Consider the following 21,781-nt stretch of genomic DNA (forward strand, 5'->3'; position numbering starts at 1 on the left):
GCGCAAACCCTTCGTCGTCCGCCTGCGAAGGATGACCTGTCGGGTTCGGGCAGGCGAAGATGCCCGGCCGCTGACGCGGCTTCACCCCAAGGAATCGGCCCGTGGGCCGGTCCCGTCGTACTCGGGTCCTCCGCTCCTGCCGTTGCGTTCGGTGTCGACCTGGCGTCCGCGACGGCGGCAGGACTCGGCGTCCGCGCGGACCGCCCCGCCGGATGACGGGGGCTTGTCGTCGAAGGGATGGTCACTCACAGAACCGGTCAGGACATAACTCATCCGGTCGAATGTGAGTCTCTTCACGACTCACCTATTCGGGTGGACTCCGGGCTCGGAAGCCTCACCTGACGACTCGAAACCAGTCGAACACCTGCGATGGAGCGGCAAATTCCGGATGTGTGCGGCCGAGGCGCGCAAGTCGGGACCGATCGTGTGTCGACGCCACGTACAACGATCGGGCGAGTCCATTCGGTGTGAGTTCGTGTCGCGCCGGCGGCGGGGCCCGACGGGCCGCGCAAGAGGCGGATCTGAGCGCCACTCAAGGTGACGGGCCATCAGTCACGCTGCGAGGGAGGCAGGGTGACCAGGCGCGTTCTGCGCTCCCCGTCGAGCACGCGCAGGGCGCGCCCGATCGTCGTGGTGTGCAGCTCGTGCTCCCCCCGCAGATGCATCGTGGTCAGCGCGTCGCGCAGTTCCGCCGCGCGCCCCGCCAGGGCCTGGGCGGCCCGCAGCGCGCCATAGGTGTCCCTGACGCGGGCGGGATTGATCCTCCCCAGCAGATCCACGACCTCCAGATAGGTGTCGATGAGCTCACCCTCGGCACGGGTGAGCGCGGGCAGCGGCGGCAGTTCGGGCACCACGGCCGGTCACCGCACGGCGCGCGGGCCGGTCCCGCCGTCGCCCTTGCGGCTGACGGTGAGCCGGTCCACCAGTCCGTACGCGAGCGCGGACGGGGCGTCGAAGACGGTGTCGCGCTCGATGTCGGCCCGGATCCGCTCCGGGTCCCGGCCGGTGTGCCGTACCAGCAGTTCCTCCAACTGGTCGCGGCTGCGCAGCAGTTCCCTGGCCTGGATCTCGAGGTCGGCGGTGGTGCCCTGGACGACCTCCGCGAAGGAGGGCTGATGGATCAGTACACGTGAACGGGGAGTCGCCAGCCGCTTGCCCGGCGTCCCGGCCGCCAGCAGCACGGCCGCGGCCGAAGCGGCCTGGCCGACGCACACGGTCGAGACGTCGCAGCTGACGAACTGCATGGTGTCGTAGATCGCGGTCATCGCGGTGAGCGACCCGCCGGGGGAGTTGATGTAGAGCGAGATGTCCTGCTCCGGGGCGGCGGCCTCCAGGTGGATCAGCTGCGCCATGACGTCGTTGGCGGACGTGTCGTCGATGGGTGTGCCGAGCAGCACGATCCGCTCCCGCAGCAGCTTGGAGTACGGATCCATGGAGTGCACCCCTTCGCTGGTGCGCTCGGTGAACTCGGGCAGGACGTAGCGGGCGGTCGGTCGAAGCACGGCGGCACCTCCGTGGGGGCACAGGGCCCCCGTCCAGGTAAAAAATGTACAGGACGTACATCCCGTTATGATGGGGAGCATGGCCCATGAAGTCCCCGTGACACAAGCGCGAGCGGAACTCGCCGAGCTCGTCAACCGCGTCGTCTACGGCGGTGAGCGGGTGGTCGTGACGCGCCACGGCAAGCCGCTCGTCGCCCTCGTTTCCGCGGCTGACCTGCAACGACTCCAGGAACTCGACGAGGCGGCGGACGAGGCCGTGGTCAGTACGGTCTCCTCGGTGCACCCCCCGGTGTCCGCCACGGGCGAACGGCGCCGCTTCGGCATCGCCGCCGAGCACCGCGGCACGACCAACGCCCGCCACGACGGAACCTGAGCGGACCGCAGCCCGAGCCGCGCCCCCGCGCCCGGCCGGCGGGGCCCGCCCGTGTCGTACGCGGCGGACCTGCGCCGTCGTGGCATGCTGCCCCGGGACGCCCGGCCGGAACGGACCGCCCGCCCCCCCCACGCCCGGAGCGGGGAGTTAACGCGGACGAAACGCCGCCGAACTAGCCTGCGGCTTCGGGCTGTCGGAGAGCGGCCTCGCGGGCCCGGAACGGACCGCGGCCCCGCTCACCCGGGACGACTGCGAGGTGTGGCCGTGCAACTGACCCCTCATGAGCAGGAACGCCTGCTCATCCATGTCGCCGCCGACGTGGCGGAGAAGAGGCGGGCCCGGGGCCTGCGGCTGAACCACCCCGAGGCGATCGCCCTGATCACCTCGCACATCCTGGAGGGCGCCCGCGACGGCCGGTCCGTCGCCGACCTCATGGCCTCCGGGCGCAAGGTGCTCACCCGCGACGAGGTCATGGACGGTGTGCCCGAGATGATCCACGACGTCCAGGTCGAGGCCACCTTCCCGGACGGCACCAAGCTCGTGACCGTCCACGATCCGATCGCCCAGGGGCCCGCGTGATCCCCGGGGAGATCCTGCACGGCGACGGACCGGTCGAGCTCAACGCGGGCCGGCCGGTCACCCGGCTGGTCGTGCTCAACGCCGCGGACCGCCCGGTCCAGGTCGGCTCCCACTACCACTTCGCCGAGGCCAACCCGGGCCTGCGCTTCGACCGCGCCGCCGCCCGCGGCAAGCGGCTGGCGGTCGCGGCCGGCACCGCGGTCCGCTTCGAGCCGGGCCTACCCGTCGAGGTGGAGCTCGTGCCGATCGGCGGCGCCCGCGTGGTCGAGGGGCTGCGCGGGGAGACCGGAGGTGCCCTCGATGGCTGAGCTCTCCCGCGCCGTCTACGCGGACTTGTTCGGGCCGACCACCGGTGACCGCGTACGGCTCGCCGACACCGACCTGCTCGTCGAGGTGGAAAGCGACCTGTCGGGCGGGCCGGGCAGGTCGGGGGACGAGGTCGTCTTCGGCGGCGGCAAGGTGATCCGCGAGTCGATGGGGCAGTCCCGGGCGACCCGCGCCGAGGGCACCCCCGACACCGTCGTCACCGGGGCGGTGATCCTCGACCACTGGGGCGTGGTGAAGGCCGACATCGGCATCCGGGACGGCCGCATCGCCGCGATCGGCAAGGCCGGCAACCCCGAGACCATGGACGGAGTGCATCCGGACCTGGTCATCGGGCCGGAGACCGAGGTCATCGCCGGCAACGGCAAGATCGTGACCGCCGGTGCCATCGACGCCCACGTCCACTTCGTCTCGCCGACGATCGCGGACGAGGCCCTCGCGGCCGGCATCACCACCCTCGTCGGCGGGGGCACCGGCCCCGCCGAGGGCACCAAGGCCACCACCATCACCCCGGGGTCCTGGCACCTGGCCCGGATGTTCGCCGCGCTGGAGCACTACCCGGTCAACATCGGCCTGCTGGGCAAGGGCAACACCGTCTCGCACGAGGCGATGCACGCGCAGCTCCGCGGCGGGGCGCTCGGCTTCAAGATCCACGAGGACTGGGGCGCCACCCCGGCCGCGATCGACGCCTGCCTCACCGTGTGCGAGGCCACCGGCGCCCAGCTCGCGCTCCACACCGACACGCTGAACGAGGCCGGATTCGTCGAGGACACCCTTGCGGCGATCGCCGGGCGCGGCGTCCACGCCTACCACACCGAGGGAGCGGGCGGCGGCCACGCTCCGGACATCATGACGGTGGTCGCGCACCCCAACGTCCTGCCCTCGTCCACGAACCCGACCCGGCCGCACACCGTCAACACCGTCGAGGAGCACCTCGACATGCTGATGGTCTGCCATCACCTCAACCCCGCCGTGCCGGAGGACCTCGCCTTCGCCGAGTCCCGGATCCGCCCCGGCACGATCGCGGCCGAGGACGTCCTGCACGACCTCGGCGCGATCTCGATCATCTCCTCGGACTCGCAGGCGATGGGCCGGGTCGGCGAGGTGGTGCTGCGGACCTGGCAGACCGCGCACGTGATGAAGAAGCGGCGCGGCGCGTTGCCCGGGGACGGACGGGCCGACAACCTCCGGGCACGTCGCTATGTCGCCAAATACACGATCAACCCGGCGGTCGCCCAGGGCCTCGACGGCGAGATCGGCTCCGTGGAACCCGGCAAGCTCGCCGACCTCGTCCTGTGGGACCCCGCGTTCTTCGGCGTCAAGCCGTACCTGGTGATCAAGGGCGGCCAGATCGCCTACGCGCAGATGGGCGACGCCAACGCCTCCATCCCGACGCCCCAACCGGTCTTGCCCCGGCCGATGTTCGGGGCGCTCGGCCGCGCACCGGGCCTGAACTCCGTCAACTTCGTCACCGGCACCGCGCTCGCCGACGGCCTGCCGGAGCGGCTGGGCCTCGCCAAGGAGTTCGTCGCCATCCGCAACACACGCCGGGTCACCAAGGCCGACATGCGCGAGAACGACGCCATGCCGCGGGTCGAGGTCGACCCCGACACCTTCACCGTCCGCGTCGACGGCGATGTCGTCGAACCCGCCCCCGCCACGGAACTTCCCATGGCCCAGCGCTACTTCCTCTTCTGAGCACGGTCATGACCACGACGACCGAGACATCGGGCGGCGCCGTCCCGGCCGCGACCCGGGCCGCGCTGCTGGTGCTGGCCGACGGCCGCTTCCCCGCGGGCGGCCACGCGCACTCCGGCGGCGCGGAGGCGGCCGTGAAGGCCGGCCGCATCCGCTGCCCCGCCACCCTGGAGTCCTTCTGCCGGGGCCGGCTGCACACCACCGGACTGGTCGCGGCGGCACTGGCCGCCGCCGCGGCCGCCGGCCTCGACCCGCTCGCGCTGGACGACGCCGCAGACGCCCGCACCCCCTCACCCGCGCTGCGCGCGACCGCGCGCCGGCTCGGCCGGCAACTCCTCCGGGCCGCCCGCGCGGCCTGGCCGTCGGACGCCCTCGACGCGCTCGCCGCCGCCCGGCCCCGCGGCGCCCACCAGCCCGTCGTCCTCGGGCTGACCGCCCGCGCCGCGGGCCTCGCGCCGCCGGACGCCGCCCACGCGGCGGCCTACGAGTCCGTGACCGGTCCGGCCACCGCCGCCGTACGCCTGCTGAGCCTGGACCCGTTCGCCGTGACCGCCGTGCTCGCCCGGCTCGCCCCCGACCTGGACGAGGTCGCGCGGCAGGCCGGCACCGCGGCCCGGCACGCCCTGACCGAGGGCACCGGCGCGCTGCCCGCCGCGTCCGCGCCCCTGCTCGACATGTACGCCGAGCAGCACGCCACCTGGCCCGTACGCCTCTTCGCCTCCTAGGACGCCGCCATGCATCTCGACCACGACCACGTGCTGCCCGAGCGCTCAGGACAGGCCGTGCCCGCTCCGGCCGCCGTCCGCCCCGGCGGGGGCCGCCGCGCACTGCGCGTCGGGCTCGGCGGCCCCGTCGGCTCCGGCAAGACCGCCACGGTCGCCGCGCTGTGCCGCGTGTTGCGCGACCGGCTGTCCCTCGCCGTCGTCACCAACGACATCTACACCCGCGAGGACGCCGACTTCCTGCTCCGCACCGCCGTCCTGCCGCCCGAGCGGATCACGGCCGTGGAGACCGGCGCCTGCCCGCACACGGCGATCCGCGACGACATCTCCGCCAACCTCGAAGCCGTCGAGGAACTGGAGGAACGCCTCGGCCCGCTCGACCTCGTGCTCGTCGAGTCCGGCGGCGACAACCTCACCGCGACCTTCTCCAAGGGCCTGGTCGACGCGCAGATCTTTGTCATCGACGTGGCCGGCGGCGACGACATCCCGCGCAAGGGCGGACCGGGCGTGACCACCGCAGACCTGCTCGTGGTCAACAAGACCGACCTCGCGCCCCACGTGGGCTCCGACCTGGACCGGATGGCGCGCGACGCGAAGGCGCAACGCGGCGACCTGCCGGTCGTCTTCACCTCCCTCGTCGCCGAGGACGGCGTCGCCCCCGTGGCCGAGTGGATCCGCGCCCGCATCGCCGACTGGACCGCGGTCCCCGCATGACCGGTGTCCGCGCCGCCGCACGGATCACCGCCGCCCCCGACGGCCGCGGCGGCACCGCGCTGCCGGAACTCGTCGGCGACGGCCCGCTCGCGCTGCGCCGCACCCGGTCGTCCGAGAGCGGCACGGCCCGGGTCACCGTCGTCGGCGCCATGAGCGCGCCGCTCGGCGGCGACCGGCTCGCGATCCACGCCCGCGTGCTGCCCGGCGCCGCGCTGCGCGTGGACGCCGCGGCGGCGACGGTCTCCCTCCCCGGCCGGTCGGGGGAGCCCGCCCATTACGAGGTACGGCTGACCGTCGGCGCGGACGCCGTACTGCACTGGCTGCCCGAGCCCGTCATCGCGGCCGGGGGCAGCGACCTGCGCATGACCACCACGGCCGAACTCGCCCCCGGCGCGCGCCTCGTGCTGCGCGAGGAGCAGATCCTCGGGCGGGCGGGCGAGGAGCCCGGACGGCTCGTCTCCCGGCTGGTCGTACGGCTCGGCGGGCACCCGCTGCTCGACCAGGCCCTGTCCTTCGGCCCCGGAGTGCCCGGCTGGTCGGGGCCCGCCGTACTGCACACACATCGTGCGGCGGGTCAACTGCTGGTTGTGGATCCGGCGTTCGAGGAGAAGCCGGTGAGCCCGCGCGTCCTCGGCGAGGACCCGGAGCGCGGCGAGGCCGTGCTCGCACCGCTGGCGGGGCCGGCCGCCCTGATCACGGCCGCCGCGGCGGACGGGCTGTCCCTGCGGGGGCTGTTGTCGGCTAGCGTGGGTCCGTGAGTTCGATAGACACCGATGACACCGAGAGCCCGGGCCGCTACGGCCCCGGCGCGACCACCGAGGCCGAGCCCGAGCAGGTCGGCCCCGTCCGCACCGAGTACTCCCCGGACCACGACGGAGACCCCGACCCGGGGGAAATCGTGTGGACCTGGGTCCCGTTCGAGGAGAACGACGGCCGCGGCAAGGACCGCCCGGTCCTGGTCGTGGCCCGCGAACCGGCCGGAACGCTGCTCGCCGTCCAGCTCTCCAGCAAGGAGCACAATGACGACCGGGAGTGGGTGGCCATCGGCTCCGGCCCCTGGGACAAGTCGGGCCGTGCCTCCTGGGTCAACGTCGACCGCGTGCTGCGCGTCCACGACGAGGGCATGCGGCGGGAGGCGTGCGCGCTGGACCGCGGCCGTTTCAACATCGTCGTGAACCGGCTCAAGGAGCTGTACCGCTGGCGCTGAGCCCCGGCGGCGACGCGACCGATGGCCCCCGGGCGGTGCGCCGCCCGGGGGCCTCGCGCGTGCGGCGGGCCCGCGGGTCACTCCGCCATGACGGAGTACTGCGAGGAGTCGTGCTCCAGCACGCACTTGCGCATGCCGGCGCGACGCGCCGTGAACTCCTCGCTCGCGACGAACGCGAGGTACTGCTCCATGGACGCCCATTCACTGGTCACGATCCAGCAGTCGGGGTCCTTCACGGATTTGCACAGCTGCGAGCTGATGAACCCGTCGGCCTTGGCGATGTCGCTGTGCACGAGGTGGTACGCCGCCGCATACTGGTCGCCCATCCCCTCGTGCAGCTGGATGCGCAGGACGACGCGCGTTTTCGTGGGTGAAGTCGTCGGTGAAGTGCTCATGACCCTCGACCTCCCGTGGGACTACGAGGACGCTGTTGCTTCGCCGGATGCTCACTCTGCGCGGCCGCCAGGCCACGATGCGGGACGGCGGCGGGTCCGGCGGGCCGGGACCGCGAGGCGCGGCTCCCCGGCGGGTCGGTGACGTGACGCGAGGGTGTCCTTCCCCGCGTGTCCCATGAGCGGACTCCCATGGGGCGCGGGCACCCCGAATGCCGCCGTCCCACGACTGTGGCCCCCTCACCCGGGCGGCGCATTACCGATGAGCCGAACGGGTGAGGGTGCCCTTGCGGCGTCAGCCCGCCGGCTCCGGCGCCCCCGCGCCCGTCAGCAGCGCGGCCGGCGCATCCGCCGCCTCCCGGGACCGCCGCGGCGCGCGGAGTGGCGTCGACCATGCCGCGTACGTTCGGCGCTTTGCGGTGCACGCCGGTGCGGGACCGCGGCGGTGCGGCGAGCGGCACCGTCACCGCCCGTGCGGGGCCGCGGTGCGGGACCGGGCCTTGCCGGCGTCGGGTCGAGCGTGCCGTGTACGTTCGGCCGCTCGTGGTGCACGCCGGTGCGGGGCCGGGCCATGCCGCGTACGTTCGGCCCTTCGTGGCGCGCGCCGGTGCGGGGCCACCGTGGCGGTGGACCGGTGGCGGCGCGGCGAGCGGTCGGGGCCGTGGTACGGGACCGGGCATGACGCGTACGCCCGGCACCTCGCACGCGGGTGTGGAAGCGCGGCGCGGCGGACCAGCCGCGGCGCGGGGAGCAGTACCGTCACCGCCCGTGCGGGGCCGCGGTGCGGGACCGGGCCATGCCGCGTACGTTCGGCCCTTCGTGGCGCGCGCCGGTGCGGGGCCGCCGTGGCGGTGGACCGGTGGCGGCGCGGCGAGCGGTCGGGGCCGCGGTGCGGGGCCGGGCCCGGCCGGCATCGGGTCGAGCGTGCCGCGCACGCGGCTCGGCGTGGCGGCGGGCGCGTCCACCCACGTGGCGGCCGCGAGGTCGGCCGACCGACGGCCGGACCGGTCCGGTCCGGCCGCACCCGCGGCTTCGCCGCGCGCGCCGTCAACCGGCTTGTCATGCATACGGCTTGGTAAAGATACGCCTGTGCGATCTTCTCCTGACGGCCATCCGGGCGAAAGGATCCCTCTGAAGTTCTGTGCTCGCGCCGCCACAAGCGGCTCAACCGCAGGGGGACGTCATCGTGAGACGCACAGCCGTGCTCGGGCTCACCGGAGCCCTGATAGCCGGCACCGTCGTCGCCGCCGTACCGCAGACCGCGGTCGCCGGGGGTACCGCCCACGGACACGAACACCATGTGAACGCAGAGGACATCGGCGTGCGGATCGCCGCCGCGCGCGCCGCGGACGCGGGCATCGACTGGGCGGCCTGCCCCGCGGACTGGGGTATCGCCGCCCCCGTCCAGTGCGGCTGGGTCACCGTGCCGGTCGACTACGCCAAGCCGTACGGCGCGAAGATCCGGATCGCCGTGGACCGCATCGGCAGCACGGGCACCGCCGCCGAGCGCCAGGGCGCCCTGATCTACAACCCCGGTGGCCCCGGTGGCTCCGGTATGCGCTTCCCGCTTCGCGTCACCACCAAGAACCCCATCTGGACGGCCACCGCCAAGGCGTACGACTTCGTGGGCTTCGACCCGCGCGGTGTCGGCCACTCCGCGCCCATCTCCTGCGCCGACCCGCAGGAGTTCGTGAAGGCGCCCAAGGCCGACCCGGTCCCGGACAGCGAGGCCGACAAGCGCGCGCAGCGCAAGCTGGCCGCGGAGTACGCCGAGGGGTGCAAGGAGCGCACCGGCGCCGCGATGCTCGCCCAGATGACCACGCCCAACACGGCGCGGGACCTCGACGTCATCCGTGCCGCGCTCGGCGAGCGCAAGCTCAACTACCTGGGCGTCTCCTACGGCACCTACCTCGGCGCCGTGTACGCGACGCTCTTCCCGGGGCATGTGCGCCGGATGGTCGTCGACAGTGTCGTCAACCCGGCCCGCGACCAGATCTGGTACCAGAACAACCTGGACCAGGACGTGGCCTTCCAGGGCCGCTGGGACGACTGGAAGGCGTGGGTCGCGAAGTACGACTCCGTCTACCACATCGGCAGCACGCCGGCGAAGGTCCAGGCGCAGTGGGAGCGGCTGCGCGCGACCGCCAAGGCCCACCCGATCGGCGGGCTCGTCGGCCCGGCCGAACTGCTCGGGCTCTTCCAGTCCGCCCCGTACTACGACTCGTCGTGGGCGACCGTGGCCGGCGTCTGGAGCAAGTACCTCGCCGGCGACACCCAGGCGCTGGTGGACGCGGCGGCCCCGGACCTGTCGGACACCGCGGGCAACATCGCCTCGGAGAACGGCAACGCGGTCTACACGGCGGTGGAGTGCACCGACTCCCCGTGGCCCCGCGACTGGCGCACCTGGGACCGCGACAACTCCCGGCTGCACGCCAAGTACCCGTTCCTGACCTGGGCCAACGCCTGGCTGAACCTGCCCTGCGCCACGTGGGGCGTCCCGCAGCGCAAGCCGGTGGAGGTGGGGACCGGCCACGGCCTGCCGCGCGTCATGATCGTCCAGAGCACCCGTGACGCGGCGACCCCGTACTCCGGAGCCGTCGAGCTGCACCGGCGGTTCAAGGGCTCGCTCATGATCACGGAGAAGGACGCCGGCTCGCACGGTGTCACCGGCCTGGTCAACCCCTGTATCAACGACCGGGTCACCGGCTACTTCGTGAACGGCTCCCTGGACCGCCACGACGTCACGTGCACCCCGCACGCGGCGCCGGTGCCCCCCACGAGCTGACGCCCGCACCACCCCGCGCGAACGGTCCCGGCCCCCGGTCGAGGGGGGCCGGGACCGTTTCCTTGGGCGCCGGGAGCGGACGGGCGGACGGTCAGTCCGGGCGCACGCCCGTCGTGCCCTCATTGCCGTCGCCGGTGTTGACCGTGCCACGGGGCTCGAACATCAGGATGCGGGTGCCCTCCTCGGCACGCGGCCGGTGCGGGACGCCCCTGGGCACCGTGAACACCTCGTGCGGGCCGAGCGTGACCGTGCGGTCCGGCAGGTCCAGGTGCAGCCGGCCGGCCAGGACCAGGAAGAACTCGTCGGTGCCGGCGTGGCTGTGCTCGGCGAACTCGCCCTCGACGTTGGCGACCTTGACGTCGTAGTCGTTGACCTCGGCCAGGACGTGCGGGAGCCACTTCTGCTCCACGGCGTCCATGACGGTGTCGATGTTGCGTTTGTCCATGGTCATGCCCTACTCCCTACCCGGGGAACGCGGCGGCGAAGGCCGCGCGGGTGGGCGCGTCCCGCTGCCGGTCCAGAACGGCGAAAACGACCCGGTCGAAGCGCTCCGCGAAGCGGCCGCCGGGGGCGAGCAGTCCGCGGAAGGCGCCCGCGACGCGCGCCGGGTCGTTGCGGAACACCCCGCAGCCCCACGCGCCCAGCACCAGCGCCCGGTACCCTTCCGCAGCCGCGACCTCCAGCACCCGGCCGGCCCGCGCGTCGATCGCGGCGGGCAGCCGGACGGCGGCGGGCGGGTCGCGGAGTTCGACGACCCCGGCGTTGGGCGCGGCGCAGGTGAGGAAGCCCGCCGCGAACGGTTCCTCCAGCAACTCCCCGCGCGGGTCGCGGAACACCGGGACGGCGGGGGAGTGGACGACGCGGTCGCTGTAGAAGGGACTGCCGTCGGTGCGGTGCCACGTGTAGAAGTCCCGGGCGGCGAGCAGCGTCGTGTACAGCGCCGAGGCGCGGCACAGCGCCTCCTCCTGGGCCTGCGCGCCGTTGACGTAGCCGCCGCCGGGATTGCGGGCCGAGGCGAAGTTGAGGACCGCGACGGGGGCCGCGTCCTCGCGCACGAGGCGTCCGGCCGCCTGAAGGCTGTCCTCGCCGGTCACCTCGAAGGCGGTCGGCACCGCCAGGGCCGGGGCCGCTCCGGGCTCGACGGGCTCCGGCCCGAGGATCCGGGTCCCCGCGACGGCCCGTTCCACCGCCGCGCCGATCGACACCTCGGTCCCGCGCGCCGTGCGGTAACCGCCCGCGGCGACAACGGACTCCGTCTCCCGGGCGATCGCCCGCAGCCGGGCGCTCATGACTGTCTCCTTCGCACGCCGGAAGGCTAGTGGCGGGCCGTCCGGGGAGCGAGGGGTTTTCCCCCGGCCAGCCAGCGGTCCTCGGCCGCGTAGTCGAAGAGGTCACCGAAGCGGTCGTACGTCGTGGCCAGCACCGGGAACGCGGCACGCCAGTCGCGGTCGCCGAGCCGTGCCACGAGCTCGTCCACGGTCTCCGGCAGCGACTCCGCCCAGCCCGTCACGGCGCGGTAGCCCAGCTCGCGTTCGGCGGCCGTCATGTCGAGCACGAAGGGGTGCTCCGCGCTCCAGGGCGTGTCACCGACGTTCGCGGCGGGCGGCGGCCCGTCCACCAGGACAATCTCGGGGTCATGGCCCAGCAGCTCGGCGGTCGCGGCGGCGATCTCCGCGACCGTCGGGGCGTACGGATCACCGGCGTTGAGGACCCGCGAGCCGGGGCGGCGGGCGGCGAGCCGCACGAGCTCGGCCAGATTGGCGGTGTGGACCGGGTGGAAGCGGCTCTCGCCGTTGTGGGCGAGGATCAGGACCGGCCGCTTGTCCAGGGCACGCTTGACGAAGTACAGCTCGCGCGGACGCAGGCTGTGCGGCCCGTGGATCGCGCCCGCCCTCAGCAGTGTGGTCGGCAACCGGTCCCCCGCCGCCAGGAGTTCACATTCGAGGGCGACCTTGCGGGTGGCGTAGTCGTCCGGTCCGGCCGGCACGAGCGACTGAGTTTCGGGGACGGGGACCGGCAGGACCGGGGCGCCGCCCGGTTCCCCCTGGGTCTGCAGGCTGCGGCCCCTGTCGTCCTGGTAGACCGAGCAGCTGGAGACGACGACGGCCGAGCCGATCCGCCCGGACAGGTCCAGCAACTGGCTTGCGTGGTCCGCCCCGTACGCCACGCAGTCCAGCAGCAGGTCGCAGCCCTCGCCGAGTGCCGCGGCCAGGGCCGCGGTGTCCTCGCGGTCCACCGCGACCGGCCGCACCCCTTCGGGCCAGGGCACATCGCCGCCACCTCCGCGGGAGGCCGCGCGCACCTCCCAGCCGTCCGCCGCGAGCGCCCGCACCGCCGCCCGCCCGATCTGCCCCGTCGCCCCGATCACGAATGCCGTTCCCGTCGTCATGCGGCGACGCTAGGCGGCCGCGCGGGGCTACGGCCAGGCCGGTTCACCCTGCGCGGATCCGCTGACGGCGCAAAGGGGCGGGACGCGACGGGAGCGGCGCGGCTCAGGCGCCGCGCCGGAGCCGGGAGCCGGCTCCGCGTCCCGGTCCCCGGCCCTGCTGCTGCTCCGCCTTCACGTCCGCGGCGTACCGGTCCACGTACTCCTGGCCGGACAACTCCATGATGGCGTACATGATCTCGTCGGTCACGGAGCGCACCACGAAGCGCTCGTGGTCCATGCCCTCGAAGCGCGAGAACTCCAGCGGTTCGCCGAAGCGGATGATCACCGGCTTGATGCGCGGCAGCCGGCGCCCGGCGGGCTGGATCTCGTACGTGCCGATCATCGCGCAGGGGATCACCTTGACCCCGGCACGCAGGGCCATCGTCGCCACGCCCACCTTGCCCTTGTACAGCCGCCCGTCGTGCGAGCGGGTGCCTTCGGGGTAGATGCCGAGCAACTCGTCGGCGGCCAGCACCTTCAGCCCTTCACGGACCGCCGACTCGCCTGCCTTGCCGCCGGAGCGGTCGACCGGGATCTGCCCCGCGCTGCGGAAGAAGGCCGCGGTCAGACGGCCCTTGAGGCCCGGGCCGGTGAAGTACTCCGCCTTCGCCAGGAACGTGATGCGGCGCGGCAGGATCGCCGGCATCAGGAAGTGGTCGGAGAACGACAGGTGGTTCCCGGCGACGATCGCCGCCCCCTTCTCGGGGATGTTCTCCATGCCCTCGATCCTCGGGCGGAACAGCAGCCTGAGGAGCGGGCCGAGGAGCACGTACTTGAGCACGTAGTAGAACACGGGCGACTCCCAACCGTCCGGCTCGGCCTCGGGGCAGTGTTCTGCCACGTCGGAAGGCGTGTCGGGGACGGCCAGTGTAGGTCCCCGCCTCGCTGTCCGTCACCGGTCGCGGGCGGCCGACGTGCCGATGCGGCGCGAAGTCGGTGCGGAGACGACCCAGTTGGCCGCACCTGGCCCGAGTCACGCCGTCAGTGCCCCGTCGCGTTCTCCCGGGCATGACGGGGCATCAGGAACGCCGCCGCCAGCGCCGCGACGAAGGCGGCCGCCGCCATGAGGGCCGTCCACTGGGCGGCGTCCACGGTGTCCGGTCCGGCCGCGTACGAGAAGAAGGCCGTGCCGAGGACCGCGACGCCCACCGAACCGCCGAACTGCTGAACGGCGTTGAGGACGCCGGAGGCCGATCCGTTCTCGTGCTCCTCGACGTCGGCGAGGGCGATGTCGAAGAACGGCGCCATCACCAGGCCCATCGCGAAGCCGTTGAGCAGCAGCGCGGGCAGCAGCTGCCAGGTGGTCGCCCCGTGGCCCGCGAGGTGCACGGTGAGGGCGAGCGCGGCGACTCCGACGGCGGACAGCGCGAAGCCCGCCTGGATAGTGAGCCGGCCGTACTTCGGGCCGAGGACCGCCCCGGAGAGGACGGCGCCGATCACGGTGCCCGCGGACCAGGGGATCATCGAGGCACCGGCGTGCAGGGCGCTGTAGCCCAGGCCCACTTGAAGGTGCAGCGTGAGCACGAGCATCAGCCCGCTGATCGCCGCGAAGAAGACGACGCCCACGACGAGCGCGGCGCTGAAGCCGCGGTGCCGGAACAGCCCGGGCTCGACCAGCGGCGATCCGCCGCGGGCCACCAGCCGCCGCTGATAGCGGGCGAAGAGCCAGAACACCGGGACCGCGCCCGCCATCGACAGGTACGTCCACAGCGGCCAGCCCAGGTCGCGGCCCTGGACCAGCGGGTAGACCAGCATGAGCACGCCGAGACTGACCAGCGCCGACCCGGGGAGGTCGAGCCGCGGCGCGTGCGGCGCGCGGCCCTCGGGGAGGATGCGCAGGGCCGCCAGGAAGGCCACGGCACCGATCGGGACGTTGATCAGGAAGACCGCGCGCCAGCCGGAGCCGAACAGGTCCGCGTCGGTGAGGAAGCCGCCCAGCACCGGGCCGGCGACCGCGGCCAGTCCCATGACCGGCCCGAAGGCGCCGAAGGCCGCGCCCTGTTCCTGCGGCGGGAACATCTGGCGCAGGATGCCGAGACCCTGCGGGACCAGCATCGCGGCGAACACCCCCTGGGCGGCCCGCCCGCCGATCAGCATCCCGGCCGAGCCCGCGGCCGCGCACAGCGCGGAGCAGACCGTGAACCCGGCGAGCCCGATCAGGAACATCCGGCGGCGGCCGACGATGTCGCCGAGCCGCGCCCCGGTGATCATCAGCACGGAGAAGGTGAGGGTGTAGGCGGCGGTGATCCACTGGATCTGCGTGGAGCTGCCGCCGAAGTCGGCGCGGATGGACGGTGAGGCGACGCCGACGATCGTGGCGTCGAGCAGGTCCATGATCTCGACGGCCAGGACCACGGCGAGCCCGAGCTTGCGCAGGGGGTGGCCGGCGCGCGGGGCGGCCGTGGGTGTGGGCGGGGAGAGGGCTGCTTCGGTGCTCATGAGGGCCTCCGGGGCGGTCACGCCGCACGAACGGCGTTCGTGTTGAACGAACAGTGTTCTAGAAGACGAACGACGTTCGTGTCAAGTACGCTGTTCGTGTTCCGCTCCCGGAGGTACGCAGCCCGTGACATCGCTCCCCGCACCGCCCTGGCGCCCCGAGCGCAAGAAGGCCCCCCGCCGCACGCTCAACCAGGAGGTGGTCGTCACCGCCGCCCTGCGGATCGTCGGCGTCGAGGGTCTCGACGCGCTGAGCATGCGCCGGGTCGCCCAGGAGCTGGACACCGGTGCCGCCTCGCTCTACGCGCACGTGGCCAACAAGGAGGGGCTGCTGGAACTCCTCCTGGACCGCATCCAGGCCGATGTGACCCGCCCGGAGCCGGATCCCGAACGGTGGCAGGAGCAGGTCAAGGAGATGGCCCGCGAGGGCCGCCGGGTCCTGGTTGCCCACCGCGACCTGTCCCGGGCCGCCCTGGGCCAGGGCATCCCCTCGGGCCCCAACGCCCTGCTCAACGCCGAGGCCATGCTCGCGATCCTCAAGGCCGGCGGCCTGTCCGACCGGGTCTGCTCCTACGGGGTGGACGCCCTGGCGCTCTTCATCACGGCGACCGCGGTGGAGGATGCGCAGCGCGCACAGGGCTTCGGCGCGCCCGAGGTGAGCCTGGAGGAGCAGGTGGCCCGCGCCCGCGAGTACTTCGCCTCACTCCCGCCGGACCGGTTCCCCCACATCACCGGCATGGTCGACGCGCTCACCCGCAGCGAGGGCGACGAGCGCTTCGAGTTCGGCCTCGACCTCCTCGTCTCCGGCCTGGCACGCCACGCCCCGGGCGCCTGAGCGCCCCCGCGACCCGCGCTCACAAGGCTTGGGAGGAGCGACCGCAGGGCCCGTGCCCGTCAGTGCGGGGTGCGGATCGCGAAGACGCCGATCGTCGCGAGGCCGAGCACGACCCAGGCGAACCACAGCCAGCCGTTCGGCCCGAGGGCCACCGTGTACGCGGTCACGGCGACCAGGCAGGCCACCGTGAGCGCGATCATCGCCTTCGCAGGTACGGGCATCGTGGCCCTCCTCCCCGGGCGGCGCACGGCGGCGGCCCGGAGACCATGGTCGCCCCGACGGGCCCCGGGGCGCTACCAGTCGCCGTCCGTGACCTTGCCCCCGTCGCCCAGTTGCTGCACCTGGCCCGGCACCGGGGGCACCCACGGGGACTCGTCCTCGCCCAGCCAGTCGCCGACCGGCTTCACCTGGCCCAGGGTCTCGGGCGCCGCCAGGTCCTCCGCGTCGGCGTCGTAGTAGTCGAACCACGGCAGCCCGGCCGCCGTGTACGCCGCGCGGTTCACCGGGGACGGCGGCGGCGCCTCGCCGGTGATGCGCCGCCACTCGGGAGCCGTCGTGAGGTGGACGAAGATCCGGCCCGACGGCTCGTCCCGCCAGTGCGACGGCTTGCGGTCGTCGCGGTAGACCTCCTGACGCATCCGCCCGCCGGCGCCCAGCCCCATCGCGGGCGCGGACCGCGCCGGCCCGCGGGTCCGTGCGGACGGTGCCGCGCCGGGAGCGGGCGCCGCCATGGGGGCCATCGGTGCCATCGGCGCGGCGCCCGTGGGGCCGCCGTACCCGCCGAAGGCCGGCCGGGGCACACCGGTTCCGCGCCGCTGCTCGGCCTGCCACGCCGCCAGCCGCTCCTCGCGGAGTTCGAAGACCTGGAGCTGCACCCCGCCCCAGACCTCCTCGCCGGTGACCTGGCCCTCGACGGTCGCACCCAGACCCAGGGGCACGGCGACGAACTGCCGGATTGTGCCGGAGCCGGAGTTGATGCCGTCCAGCCAGGGCTGGCGGGGCAGCACCACATAGTTCTGCGGGTTCTGCGTGAGGCGGTCGCTCCACGGTGCGCCCGAGACCGCGCAGACCTTGCCGACCCCCACCTGGAGCGCGGCGGGCGCGGCGGCCGAGAAGCTCAGCCACATCGCCTCGCGCTGGTAGACCGGCAGCATGACGCCGCCGCGCGCGAGCCACTGCTCGGGCGCACGGTCGGGGAAGTCCGCGACGCGGCGCAGCGGGAAGGTGCCGAGTCCTGGTGGCAGGGGGTGCGTGCCCGTCTCGGGCAGCCGCAGCGTGCGCATGAAGCGCACCGTCACACCGCCCGGCAGCAGCAGTGCGTCGCCCGAGATCCGTACCTGGTCGCCCATCGAGGGCCTCCCTTCGCGGCGGGTGGCCCCGGTCAGCCCCGACCCCGCGCCTCCAAGGATGCCAAGTAGGCGTTGTAGGCGGCCAGTTCCGCGTCACCGTCGCGGTCCGCTGCGCGGTCCTTGCGGCGCGCGTGCCGCTGTTCCGAGGTGTACCACTGGATCAGCAGCGCCACCAGCACGAGCACCGAGGGGATCTCGCTGAACGCCCAGGCGATGCCGCCCGCGGCGGTCTGGTCGTCGAGGGCGTCGATCCCCAGCGAGGCCGACGGGTGCTGGAAGGTGCGGATCATGGGCTCGGAGGCCATCATCAGCGCGATGCCGAAGAAGGCGTGGAAGGGCATGCCCGCGAACAGCTCCAGCATCCGCATCACATACCCCGGCCGGTGCGGCCCGGGGTCGACGCCCATGATCGGCCAGAAGAAGACCAGGCCCACGCCGAGGAAGTGCACCATCATCGCGATGTGCCCGGCCCGGCTGCCCATCAGGGTGTCGAACAGCGGGGTGAAGTAGAGCCCGTACAGGCTGGCGACAAACAGCGGGATGGTGAACGCGGGATGCGTGACCACCCGCATGTAGCGGCTGTGCAGCAGCGCGACGAGCAGTTCCCGCGGCCCCTTGCTGCCGCGCGGGGCGGCGGGCAGCGCGCGCAGCGCCAGGGTCACCGGGGCGCCGAGCAGCAGCAGGATCGGGGCGACCATGGACAGCACCATGTGCTGCACCATGTGGACGCTGAACACGACCATGCCGTAGTCGTTCAGCTTGGTGCACATCGCCAGAGCGATGGACAGCACACCGAGGGCGAAGGCGACGACGCGCCCGGCCGGCCAGCGGTCGCCGCGGCCGCGCAGCCGTACGACGGCGAAGCCGTACAGGGCCAGGGCGAGGACGCAGCCGACGAGGAACACCGGGTCCCCGCTGAAGGCGAGCCCCCGGCCGAGGGTGAACGGCGGGAGCTCCGTCATCATGCCGTGTCCGCCGTGGTCCATCCGTCACTCTCCTGTCGTGCCCGTCCGCGCGCACCGCGCCGTCGGCAATGTGCCGGTTGGGGCGGGTGCGCCCGCACCAGACTAGAACCGCCCCCGGCCGCGGGTGCGGCCGGGGGCGGTTCCAGGAGGCGTGACCGGCGTGTCAGAGCACGCACTCCGCCTCGACGTAGCGCTCGGCGGGGACCGTCTTGAGGTGCTCGACGGCCTCGGCCAGCGGGACCAGGGTGATGTCGGTGCCGCGCAGCGCCGTCATCATGCCGAAGTCGCCGTTGTGCGCGGCCTCCACGGCGTGCCAGCCGAAGCGGGTGGCCAGCACGCGGTCGTACGCCGTCGGCGTGCCACCGCGCTGCACGTGGCCGAGGATCACCGGGCGGGCCTCCTTGCCCAGCCGCTCCTCCAGCTCGATCGAGAGCCGGGTGGCGATGCCGGTGAAGCGCTCGTGGCCGTACGCGTCCTTGACGCCGGCCTCGAACGGCATGGTGCCCTCGCGCGGCTTGGCGCCCTCGGAGACCACCACAATGGCGAACTTCTTGCCGGCCGAGAAGCGCTCGCCGACCCGCCGGGTCAGCTCCTCGATGTCGAAGGGACGCTCCGGCACCACGATCGCGTGCGCGCCGGCCGCCATGCCGGAGTGCAGCGCGATCCAGCCCGTGTGCCGCCCCATGACCTCGACGATCAGCACCCGCTGGTGCGACTCGGCGGTGGTCTTGAGGCGGTCCAGCGCCTCGGTGGCGACGGTGACGGCGGTGTCGAAGCCGAAGGTGACATCGGTGGAGGCGATGTCGTTGTCGATGGTCTTGGGCACACCCACGATGGGCAGCCCGTTGTCCGACAGCAGGCGGGCGGCCTTCAGGGTGCCCTCACCGCCGATCGGGATGATCGCGTCGAGACCCAGGTCGGCGACGTGACCCTTGGCCCGCTCCACGCCGTCCCGCAGGTGCTCGGGGCGGACCCGGGAGGACCCGAGGATCGTGCCGCCGCGGGCCAGGATGCCGCCCACCGCGTCGAGGTCGAGCTTGCGGTAGTCGCATTCGAGGAGGCCCTTCCACCCGTCGTGGAAGCCTATGACCTCGTCCCCGTGGTCGACGACCGCCCGGTGCACGACCGACCGGATGACGGCGTTCAAGCCGGGGCAGTCGCCGCCGCTCGTCAGCACACCAATACGCATTGCTCGTTACTCCTGGAAGATCGATCCGGGCGCCGGACGCCGTCGTCCGGATGGACCCGCGGCGCGCGCACCGCGATACCTACGTTATCGAGCCGGGTACGGACGACGGAAACGCCGCCCGCACTGCGGACACTCCCGGCCCGGGCCCCGCTCCCGGTACCGCTGCTTCAGGCGGGCTGCGAGGCGGCGGCGATCCGCTCGGCGCGCAGCGCCTCGTACCACTCGTCGTCGACCGGCGGCAGCGCCCTGACGTCCATCGCCAGCTTGATCAGCATGTCCGCGATCTGCGGGTTGCGGGCCATGACCGGACCGTGCATGTACGTGCCGAAGACGGTGTCGTTGTACGCGCCCTCGGTGCCGTCGCCCGTGCCGTTGCCGTTGCCGAACCGGGTGCGGGCGAGCGGGCGGGCGTACTTGCCCACGTGCGTGATGCCCTGGTGGTTCTCGAAGCCGGTCAGCGGCGGCAGGCCGAGCGCCGGGTCGATGTCGGCCAGGACGTCGCCGACGCACCGCTCGCCCTCGCCGCGGACGCTGACCACGTCGAGCAGGCCCAGGCCCGGCTCGGGGCGGCCGAGGTCGTTGACGAACTCGTGGCCGAGGATCTGGTAGCCGGCGCAGACCGAGAAGACGATGGCGCCGTTGTCGACCGCGCGGTTCAGCCCGCCGTCACGGCGCAGCCGCTCGGCGGCCAGCCGCTGCGGCCGGTCCTCGCCGCCGCCGATGAGGTAGATGTCACCGGAGGTCGGGATCGGCTGGTCGGACCGTACGTCGATGCGGGTGACCGGGATCCGGCGCTGGCGCGCACGGCGCTCGGTGACCAGCGCGTTGCCCTGGTCGCCGTAGGTGCTGAGCAGGTCGGGGTAGACCCACACCAGGCGCAGGCTGGAGTCGCTCATGGTGTGTCCTCCTTACGGGGGCGGGAGTCGAAGAAGGCGGCGGAGGTGCCGGGTCAGTTGCCGACGCGGCGGCGCAGGTCCTGGAACGCGGTGTAGTTGGCGATGGCCTCGATCCGGCCCTGCGGCGAGGTGCGCACCGCCTCGTCGAAGTCCGCGCACACCTGGAACTGCAGCCCGGCGACCTCCAGGCGGACCGCGAGGTCCAGCTTGCGGTCGCCGATCACGCGGATCGGGTGCCCGGACAGCCGGGTGTAGTCGACGTCCCACAGCCAGGAGGTGTCCGTGCCGTCGGCGCCGCGGGCGTTCACCGAGAGGATCACCGGCGTCGGCGGCCGGTCGATGAGCGAGAAGGTCTCCAGCCAGCCGGCCGGGTTCTTCGCCAGCAGCAGGCGCACGTCGCGGCCCTGGAACTGCACCACGTCGTAGCGTCCGGCCACCGCCTGGACCTTGTACATCCGCTCCAGCGCGACCTTGGGGTCCACGCCGAAGGCGGCGGCCGCGGCCGCCGAGACGGTGGCGTTGGACTTGTTGGCGCGGCCGGGCAGTTGCAGCTGGATCGGCCAGGCGGAGCCGTAGGGGTCGATCACGTGGTCGCCGGAGAGCGCCCAGGTCGGGGTCGGGCGGCGGAAGCCGCACTCGCCGCAGAACCAGTCCTCGGAGGGGCGCTGCAGCACACCGCCGCAGGAGGGGCAGGACCAGGCGTCGTCCTTCCACTCCTGTCCGGCCGCGACCCACACCACGGTGGGGCAGGAGGACGCCGCCCAGGTGATCAGCGGGTCGTCGGCGTTGGCGATGATGATCGCGTCGGTGCCGGCCAGCCCCTCGCGCCACTTCTCCGCGAGCATGCGGGTCTCGGCGGCCCGGTCCAGCTGGTCGCGGGAGAGGTTCAGCAGGGCGATGGCCTTGGGGCGTACGTCCCGTGCCACACCGGCCAGATACTTCTCGTCGACCTCGATCACGCCGTAGCGGGCCTCGGAGCCGCCCGCCAGGGCCGAGGTGATGCCGGCCGGCATGTTGGCGCCGAGCGCGTTGGAGACGACCTCGCCGTTGGCGCGCAGCGCCTCGGCGAGCAGCCGGGTGGTGGTGGTCTTGCCGTTGGTGGCCGAAACGAGCACGACGTCGAGGTGCGTCGCCAGCCGGGCCAGCAGGTCCGGGTCGAGCTTGAGCGCCACCCGGCCGCCGATCACCGATCCGCTGCCGCGTCCCGCCGCCCGCGACACCGCCGCCGCGGCCTTGCCCGCCGTCACGGCCAGCTTCGCCCGCGGCGACAGTGGCTCCGCGTTGCCTGCCATCGTCTCCACCATCCTCCTCGCGTCCGGCCCTGTCCGCCCTCCCCGGCGGTCGGCCGGAGCGCGTGCCCCGGCCATCGCACCGGCCGGAAGGCATC

The 21,781-nt window shown here is 73.3% G+C and carries 24 protein-coding genes and 1 riboswitch; of the genes, 10 read left to right on the forward strand and 14 right to left on the reverse strand.

The genetic code is table 11. From position 1 onward, the window contains the following. Positions 1-4: 4 nt before the first annotated feature. Positions 5-164, reverse strand: a riboswitch (cyclic di-AMP (ydaO/yuaA leader). 384 nt (positions 165-548) lie between these two features. Together ABZ883_RS35935 and ABZ883_RS35940 are read right to left on the reverse strand one after the other, a co-directional pair. After that, the gene (locus tag ABZ883_RS35935; RefSeq protein ID WP_360913886.1) at positions 549-854 is read right to left on the reverse strand and encodes a hypothetical protein; all 306 of its coding nucleotides are present in this window, start codon (positions 852-854) and stop codon (positions 549-551) included. Positions 855-860: 6 nt separating this feature from the next. Beyond that, a complete protein-coding gene (locus ABZ883_RS35940) occupies positions 861-1,502 on the reverse strand; it encodes an ATP-dependent Clp protease proteolytic subunit (RefSeq protein ID WP_360913888.1) in 642 nt (213 codons plus the stop codon). 79 nt (positions 1,503-1,581) lie between these two features. Here ABZ883_RS35940 and ABZ883_RS35945 point away from each other — a divergent pair, with 79 nt between their 5' ends. From ABZ883_RS35945 to ABZ883_RS35980, 8 genes are all read left to right on the forward strand, one after another. After that, positions 1,582-1,875: a type II toxin-antitoxin system Phd/YefM family antitoxin gene (locus tag ABZ883_RS35945; RefSeq protein ID WP_360913890.1), complete on the forward strand. Its 294-nt coding sequence runs from the start codon at positions 1,582-1,584 to the stop codon at positions 1,873-1,875. Positions 1,876-2,139: 264 nt separating this feature from the next. Beyond that, positions 2,140-2,454 carry an urease subunit gamma gene (locus ABZ883_RS35950; protein ID WP_360913892.1) on the forward strand — a complete coding sequence of 105 codons (315 nt, stop codon included), beginning with the start codon at positions 2,140-2,142 and terminating at the stop codon, positions 2,452-2,454. Next, positions 2,451-2,762 carry an urease subunit beta gene (locus tag ABZ883_RS35955; protein ID WP_360913894.1) on the forward strand — a complete coding sequence of 104 codons (312 nt, stop codon included), beginning with the start codon at positions 2,451-2,453 and terminating at the stop codon, positions 2,760-2,762. The genes ABZ883_RS35950 and ABZ883_RS35955 overlap by 4 nt, the downstream gene beginning before the upstream one ends. Continuing rightward, complete coding sequence (locus ABZ883_RS35960; protein ID WP_360913896.1) at positions 2,755-4,476, forward strand: urease subunit alpha; 1,722 nt, start codon at positions 2,755-2,757, stop codon at positions 4,474-4,476. The genes ABZ883_RS35955 and ABZ883_RS35960 overlap by 8 nt, the downstream gene beginning before the upstream one ends. A gap of 8 nt (positions 4,477-4,484) precedes the next feature. Further along, positions 4,485-5,201 (forward strand): urease accessory UreF family protein, encoded by a 717-nt coding sequence (locus ABZ883_RS35965; protein WP_360913898.1) that lies wholly within the window; start codon positions 4,485-4,487, stop codon positions 5,199-5,201. A 9-nt stretch (positions 5,202-5,210) separates the two neighbouring features. Then, the gene (gene ureG / locus ABZ883_RS35970) at positions 5,211-5,912 is read left to right on the forward strand and encodes an urease accessory protein UreG (protein WP_360913900.1); all 702 of its coding nucleotides are present in this window, start codon (positions 5,211-5,213) and stop codon (positions 5,910-5,912) included. After that, positions 5,909-6,670, forward strand: coding sequence for an urease accessory protein UreD (locus ABZ883_RS35975; protein ID WP_360913902.1), 762 nt, complete (start codon positions 5,909-5,911; stop codon positions 6,668-6,670). The genes ureG and ABZ883_RS35975 overlap by 4 nt, the downstream gene beginning before the upstream one ends. A 5-nt stretch (positions 6,671-6,675) precedes the next feature. Further along, positions 6,676-7,119 (forward strand): type II toxin-antitoxin system PemK/MazF family toxin, encoded by a 444-nt coding sequence (locus tag ABZ883_RS35980; protein WP_360913955.1) that lies wholly within the window; start codon positions 6,676-6,678, stop codon positions 7,117-7,119. A gap of 77 nt (positions 7,120-7,196) precedes the next feature. On the opposite strand, the gene ABZ883_RS35985 is transcribed toward ABZ883_RS35980, so the two are convergent. After that, positions 7,197-7,514, reverse strand: a complete 318-nt coding sequence (locus ABZ883_RS35985) for an antibiotic biosynthesis monooxygenase family protein (RefSeq protein WP_360913904.1) — start codon at positions 7,512-7,514, stop codon at positions 7,197-7,199. A 1,183-nt stretch (positions 7,515-8,697) separates the two neighbouring features. Between ABZ883_RS35985 and ABZ883_RS35990 the strand changes: the two genes are divergently transcribed. Further along, complete coding sequence (locus ABZ883_RS35990) at positions 8,698-10,296, forward strand: alpha/beta hydrolase (RefSeq protein ID WP_360913906.1); 1,599 nt, start codon at positions 8,698-8,700, stop codon at positions 10,294-10,296. Positions 10,297-10,387: 91 nt separating this feature from the next. Here the strand turns inward: ABZ883_RS35990 and ABZ883_RS35995 are convergent, their stop codons facing one another. From ABZ883_RS35995 to ABZ883_RS36015, 5 genes are all read right to left on the reverse strand, one after another. Beyond that, positions 10,388-10,747: a cupin domain-containing protein gene (locus tag ABZ883_RS35995; RefSeq protein WP_360913908.1), complete on the reverse strand. Its 360-nt coding sequence runs from the start codon at positions 10,745-10,747 to the stop codon at positions 10,388-10,390. A 10-nt stretch (positions 10,748-10,757) separates the two neighbouring features. Beyond that, complete coding sequence (locus ABZ883_RS36000; RefSeq protein ID WP_360913910.1) at positions 10,758-11,585, reverse strand: TIGR02452 family protein; 828 nt, start codon at positions 11,583-11,585, stop codon at positions 10,758-10,760. 26 nt (positions 11,586-11,611) lie between these two features. Further along, entirely contained in the window at positions 11,612-12,685 is a 1,074-nt protein-coding gene (locus ABZ883_RS36005; protein WP_360913912.1) for an NAD-dependent epimerase/dehydratase family protein, read from the reverse strand. A gap of 103 nt (positions 12,686-12,788) precedes the next feature. Then, the gene (locus ABZ883_RS36010) at positions 12,789-13,517 is read right to left on the reverse strand and encodes a lysophospholipid acyltransferase family protein (protein WP_360913957.1); all 729 of its coding nucleotides are present in this window, start codon (positions 13,515-13,517) and stop codon (positions 12,789-12,791) included. A gap of 188 nt (positions 13,518-13,705) precedes the next feature. After that, a complete protein-coding gene (locus ABZ883_RS36015; protein WP_360913914.1) occupies positions 13,706-15,163 on the reverse strand; it encodes an MFS transporter in 1,458 nt (485 codons plus the stop codon). A gap of 124 nt (positions 15,164-15,287) precedes the next feature. Between ABZ883_RS36015 and ABZ883_RS36020 the strand changes: the two genes are divergently transcribed. Then, complete coding sequence (locus ABZ883_RS36020) at positions 15,288-15,995, forward strand: TetR/AcrR family transcriptional regulator (protein WP_360913916.1); 708 nt, start codon at positions 15,288-15,290, stop codon at positions 15,993-15,995. 59 nt (positions 15,996-16,054) lie between these two features. Here the strand turns inward: ABZ883_RS36020 and ABZ883_RS36025 are convergent, their stop codons facing one another. From ABZ883_RS36025 to ABZ883_RS36050, 6 genes are all read right to left on the reverse strand, one after another. Continuing rightward, positions 16,055-16,216: a hypothetical protein gene (locus tag ABZ883_RS36025; protein WP_360913918.1), complete on the reverse strand. Its 162-nt coding sequence runs from the start codon at positions 16,214-16,216 to the stop codon at positions 16,055-16,057. Between the two features lie 72 nt (positions 16,217-16,288). Beyond that, positions 16,289-17,344, reverse strand: a complete 1,056-nt coding sequence (locus ABZ883_RS36030) for a hypothetical protein (protein WP_360913920.1) — start codon at positions 17,342-17,344, stop codon at positions 16,289-16,291. 32 nt (positions 17,345-17,376) lie between these two features. Then, the gene (locus ABZ883_RS36035; protein WP_360913922.1) at positions 17,377-18,330 is read right to left on the reverse strand and encodes a cytochrome c oxidase assembly protein; all 954 of its coding nucleotides are present in this window, start codon (positions 18,328-18,330) and stop codon (positions 17,377-17,379) included. A gap of 142 nt (positions 18,331-18,472) precedes the next feature. Next, on the reverse strand, positions 18,473-19,498 hold the full coding sequence (locus tag ABZ883_RS36040) for a 6-phosphofructokinase (RefSeq protein WP_360913923.1): 1,026 nt from the start codon (positions 19,496-19,498) through the stop codon (positions 18,473-18,475). Positions 19,499-19,665: 167 nt separating this feature from the next. Continuing rightward, positions 19,666-20,394 (reverse strand): glutamine amidotransferase, encoded by a 729-nt coding sequence (locus tag ABZ883_RS36045; RefSeq protein ID WP_360913925.1) that lies wholly within the window; start codon positions 20,392-20,394, stop codon positions 19,666-19,668. 53 nt (positions 20,395-20,447) lie between these two features. Further along, on the reverse strand, positions 20,448-21,686 hold the full coding sequence (locus ABZ883_RS36050; protein ID WP_360913927.1) for a MurT ligase domain-containing protein: 1,239 nt from the start codon (positions 21,684-21,686) through the stop codon (positions 20,448-20,450). Positions 21,687-21,781 lie beyond the last annotated feature (95 nt).

This window comes from Streptomyces sp. NPDC046977, assembly GCF_040644455.1.
GTDB lineage: Bacteria > Actinomycetota > Actinomycetes > Streptomycetales > Streptomycetaceae > Actinacidiphila.

Coding starts and splice junctions, on each gene's coding strand:
- ABZ883_RS35945 (WP_360913890.1), top strand. CDS start 1,582: ATGGCCCATGAAGTCCCCGTGACACAAGCGCGAGCGGAACTCGCCGAG.
- ABZ883_RS35960 (WP_360913896.1), top strand. CDS start 2,755: ATGGCTGAGCTCTCCCGCGCCGTCTACGCGGACTTGTTCGGGCCGACC.
- ABZ883_RS35965 (WP_360913898.1), top strand. CDS start 4,485: ATGACCACGACGACCGAGACATCGGGCGGCGCCGTCCCGGCCGCGACC.
- ureG (WP_360913900.1), top strand. CDS start 5,211: ATGCATCTCGACCACGACCACGTGCTGCCCGAGCGCTCAGGACAGGCC.
- ABZ883_RS35975 (WP_360913902.1), top strand. CDS start 5,909: ATGACCGGTGTCCGCGCCGCCGCACGGATCACCGCCGCCCCCGACGGC.
- ABZ883_RS35985 (WP_360913904.1), bottom strand. CDS start 7,514: ATGAGCACTTCACCGACGACTTCACCCACGAAAACGCGCGTCGTCCTG.
- ABZ883_RS35995 (WP_360913908.1), bottom strand. CDS start 10,747: ATGACCATGGACAAACGCAACATCGACACCGTCATGGACGCCGTGGAG.
- ABZ883_RS36000 (WP_360913910.1), bottom strand. CDS start 11,585: ATGAGCGCCCGGCTGCGGGCGATCGCCCGGGAGACGGAGTCCGTTGTC.
- ABZ883_RS36005 (WP_360913912.1), bottom strand. CDS start 12,685: ATGACGACGGGAACGGCATTCGTGATCGGGGCGACGGGGCAGATCGGG.
- ABZ883_RS36015 (WP_360913914.1), bottom strand. CDS start 15,163: ATGAGCACCGAAGCAGCCCTCTCCCCGCCCACACCCACGGCCGCCCCG.
- ABZ883_RS36025 (WP_360913918.1), bottom strand. CDS start 16,216: ATGCCCGTACCTGCGAAGGCGATGATCGCGCTCACGGTGGCCTGCCTG.
- ABZ883_RS36030 (WP_360913920.1), bottom strand. CDS start 17,344: ATGGGCGACCAGGTACGGATCTCGGGCGACGCACTGCTGCTGCCGGGC.
- ABZ883_RS36035 (WP_360913922.1), bottom strand. CDS start 18,330: ATGGACCACGGCGGACACGGCATGATGACGGAGCTCCCGCCGTTCACC.
- ABZ883_RS36040 (WP_360913923.1), bottom strand. CDS start 19,498: ATGCGTATTGGTGTGCTGACGAGCGGCGGCGACTGCCCCGGCTTGAAC.
- ABZ883_RS36045 (WP_360913925.1), bottom strand. CDS start 20,394: ATGAGCGACTCCAGCCTGCGCCTGGTGTGGGTCTACCCCGACCTGCTC.
- ABZ883_RS36050 (WP_360913927.1), bottom strand. CDS start 21,686: ATGGCAGGCAACGCGGAGCCACTGTCGCCGCGGGCGAAGCTGGCCGTG.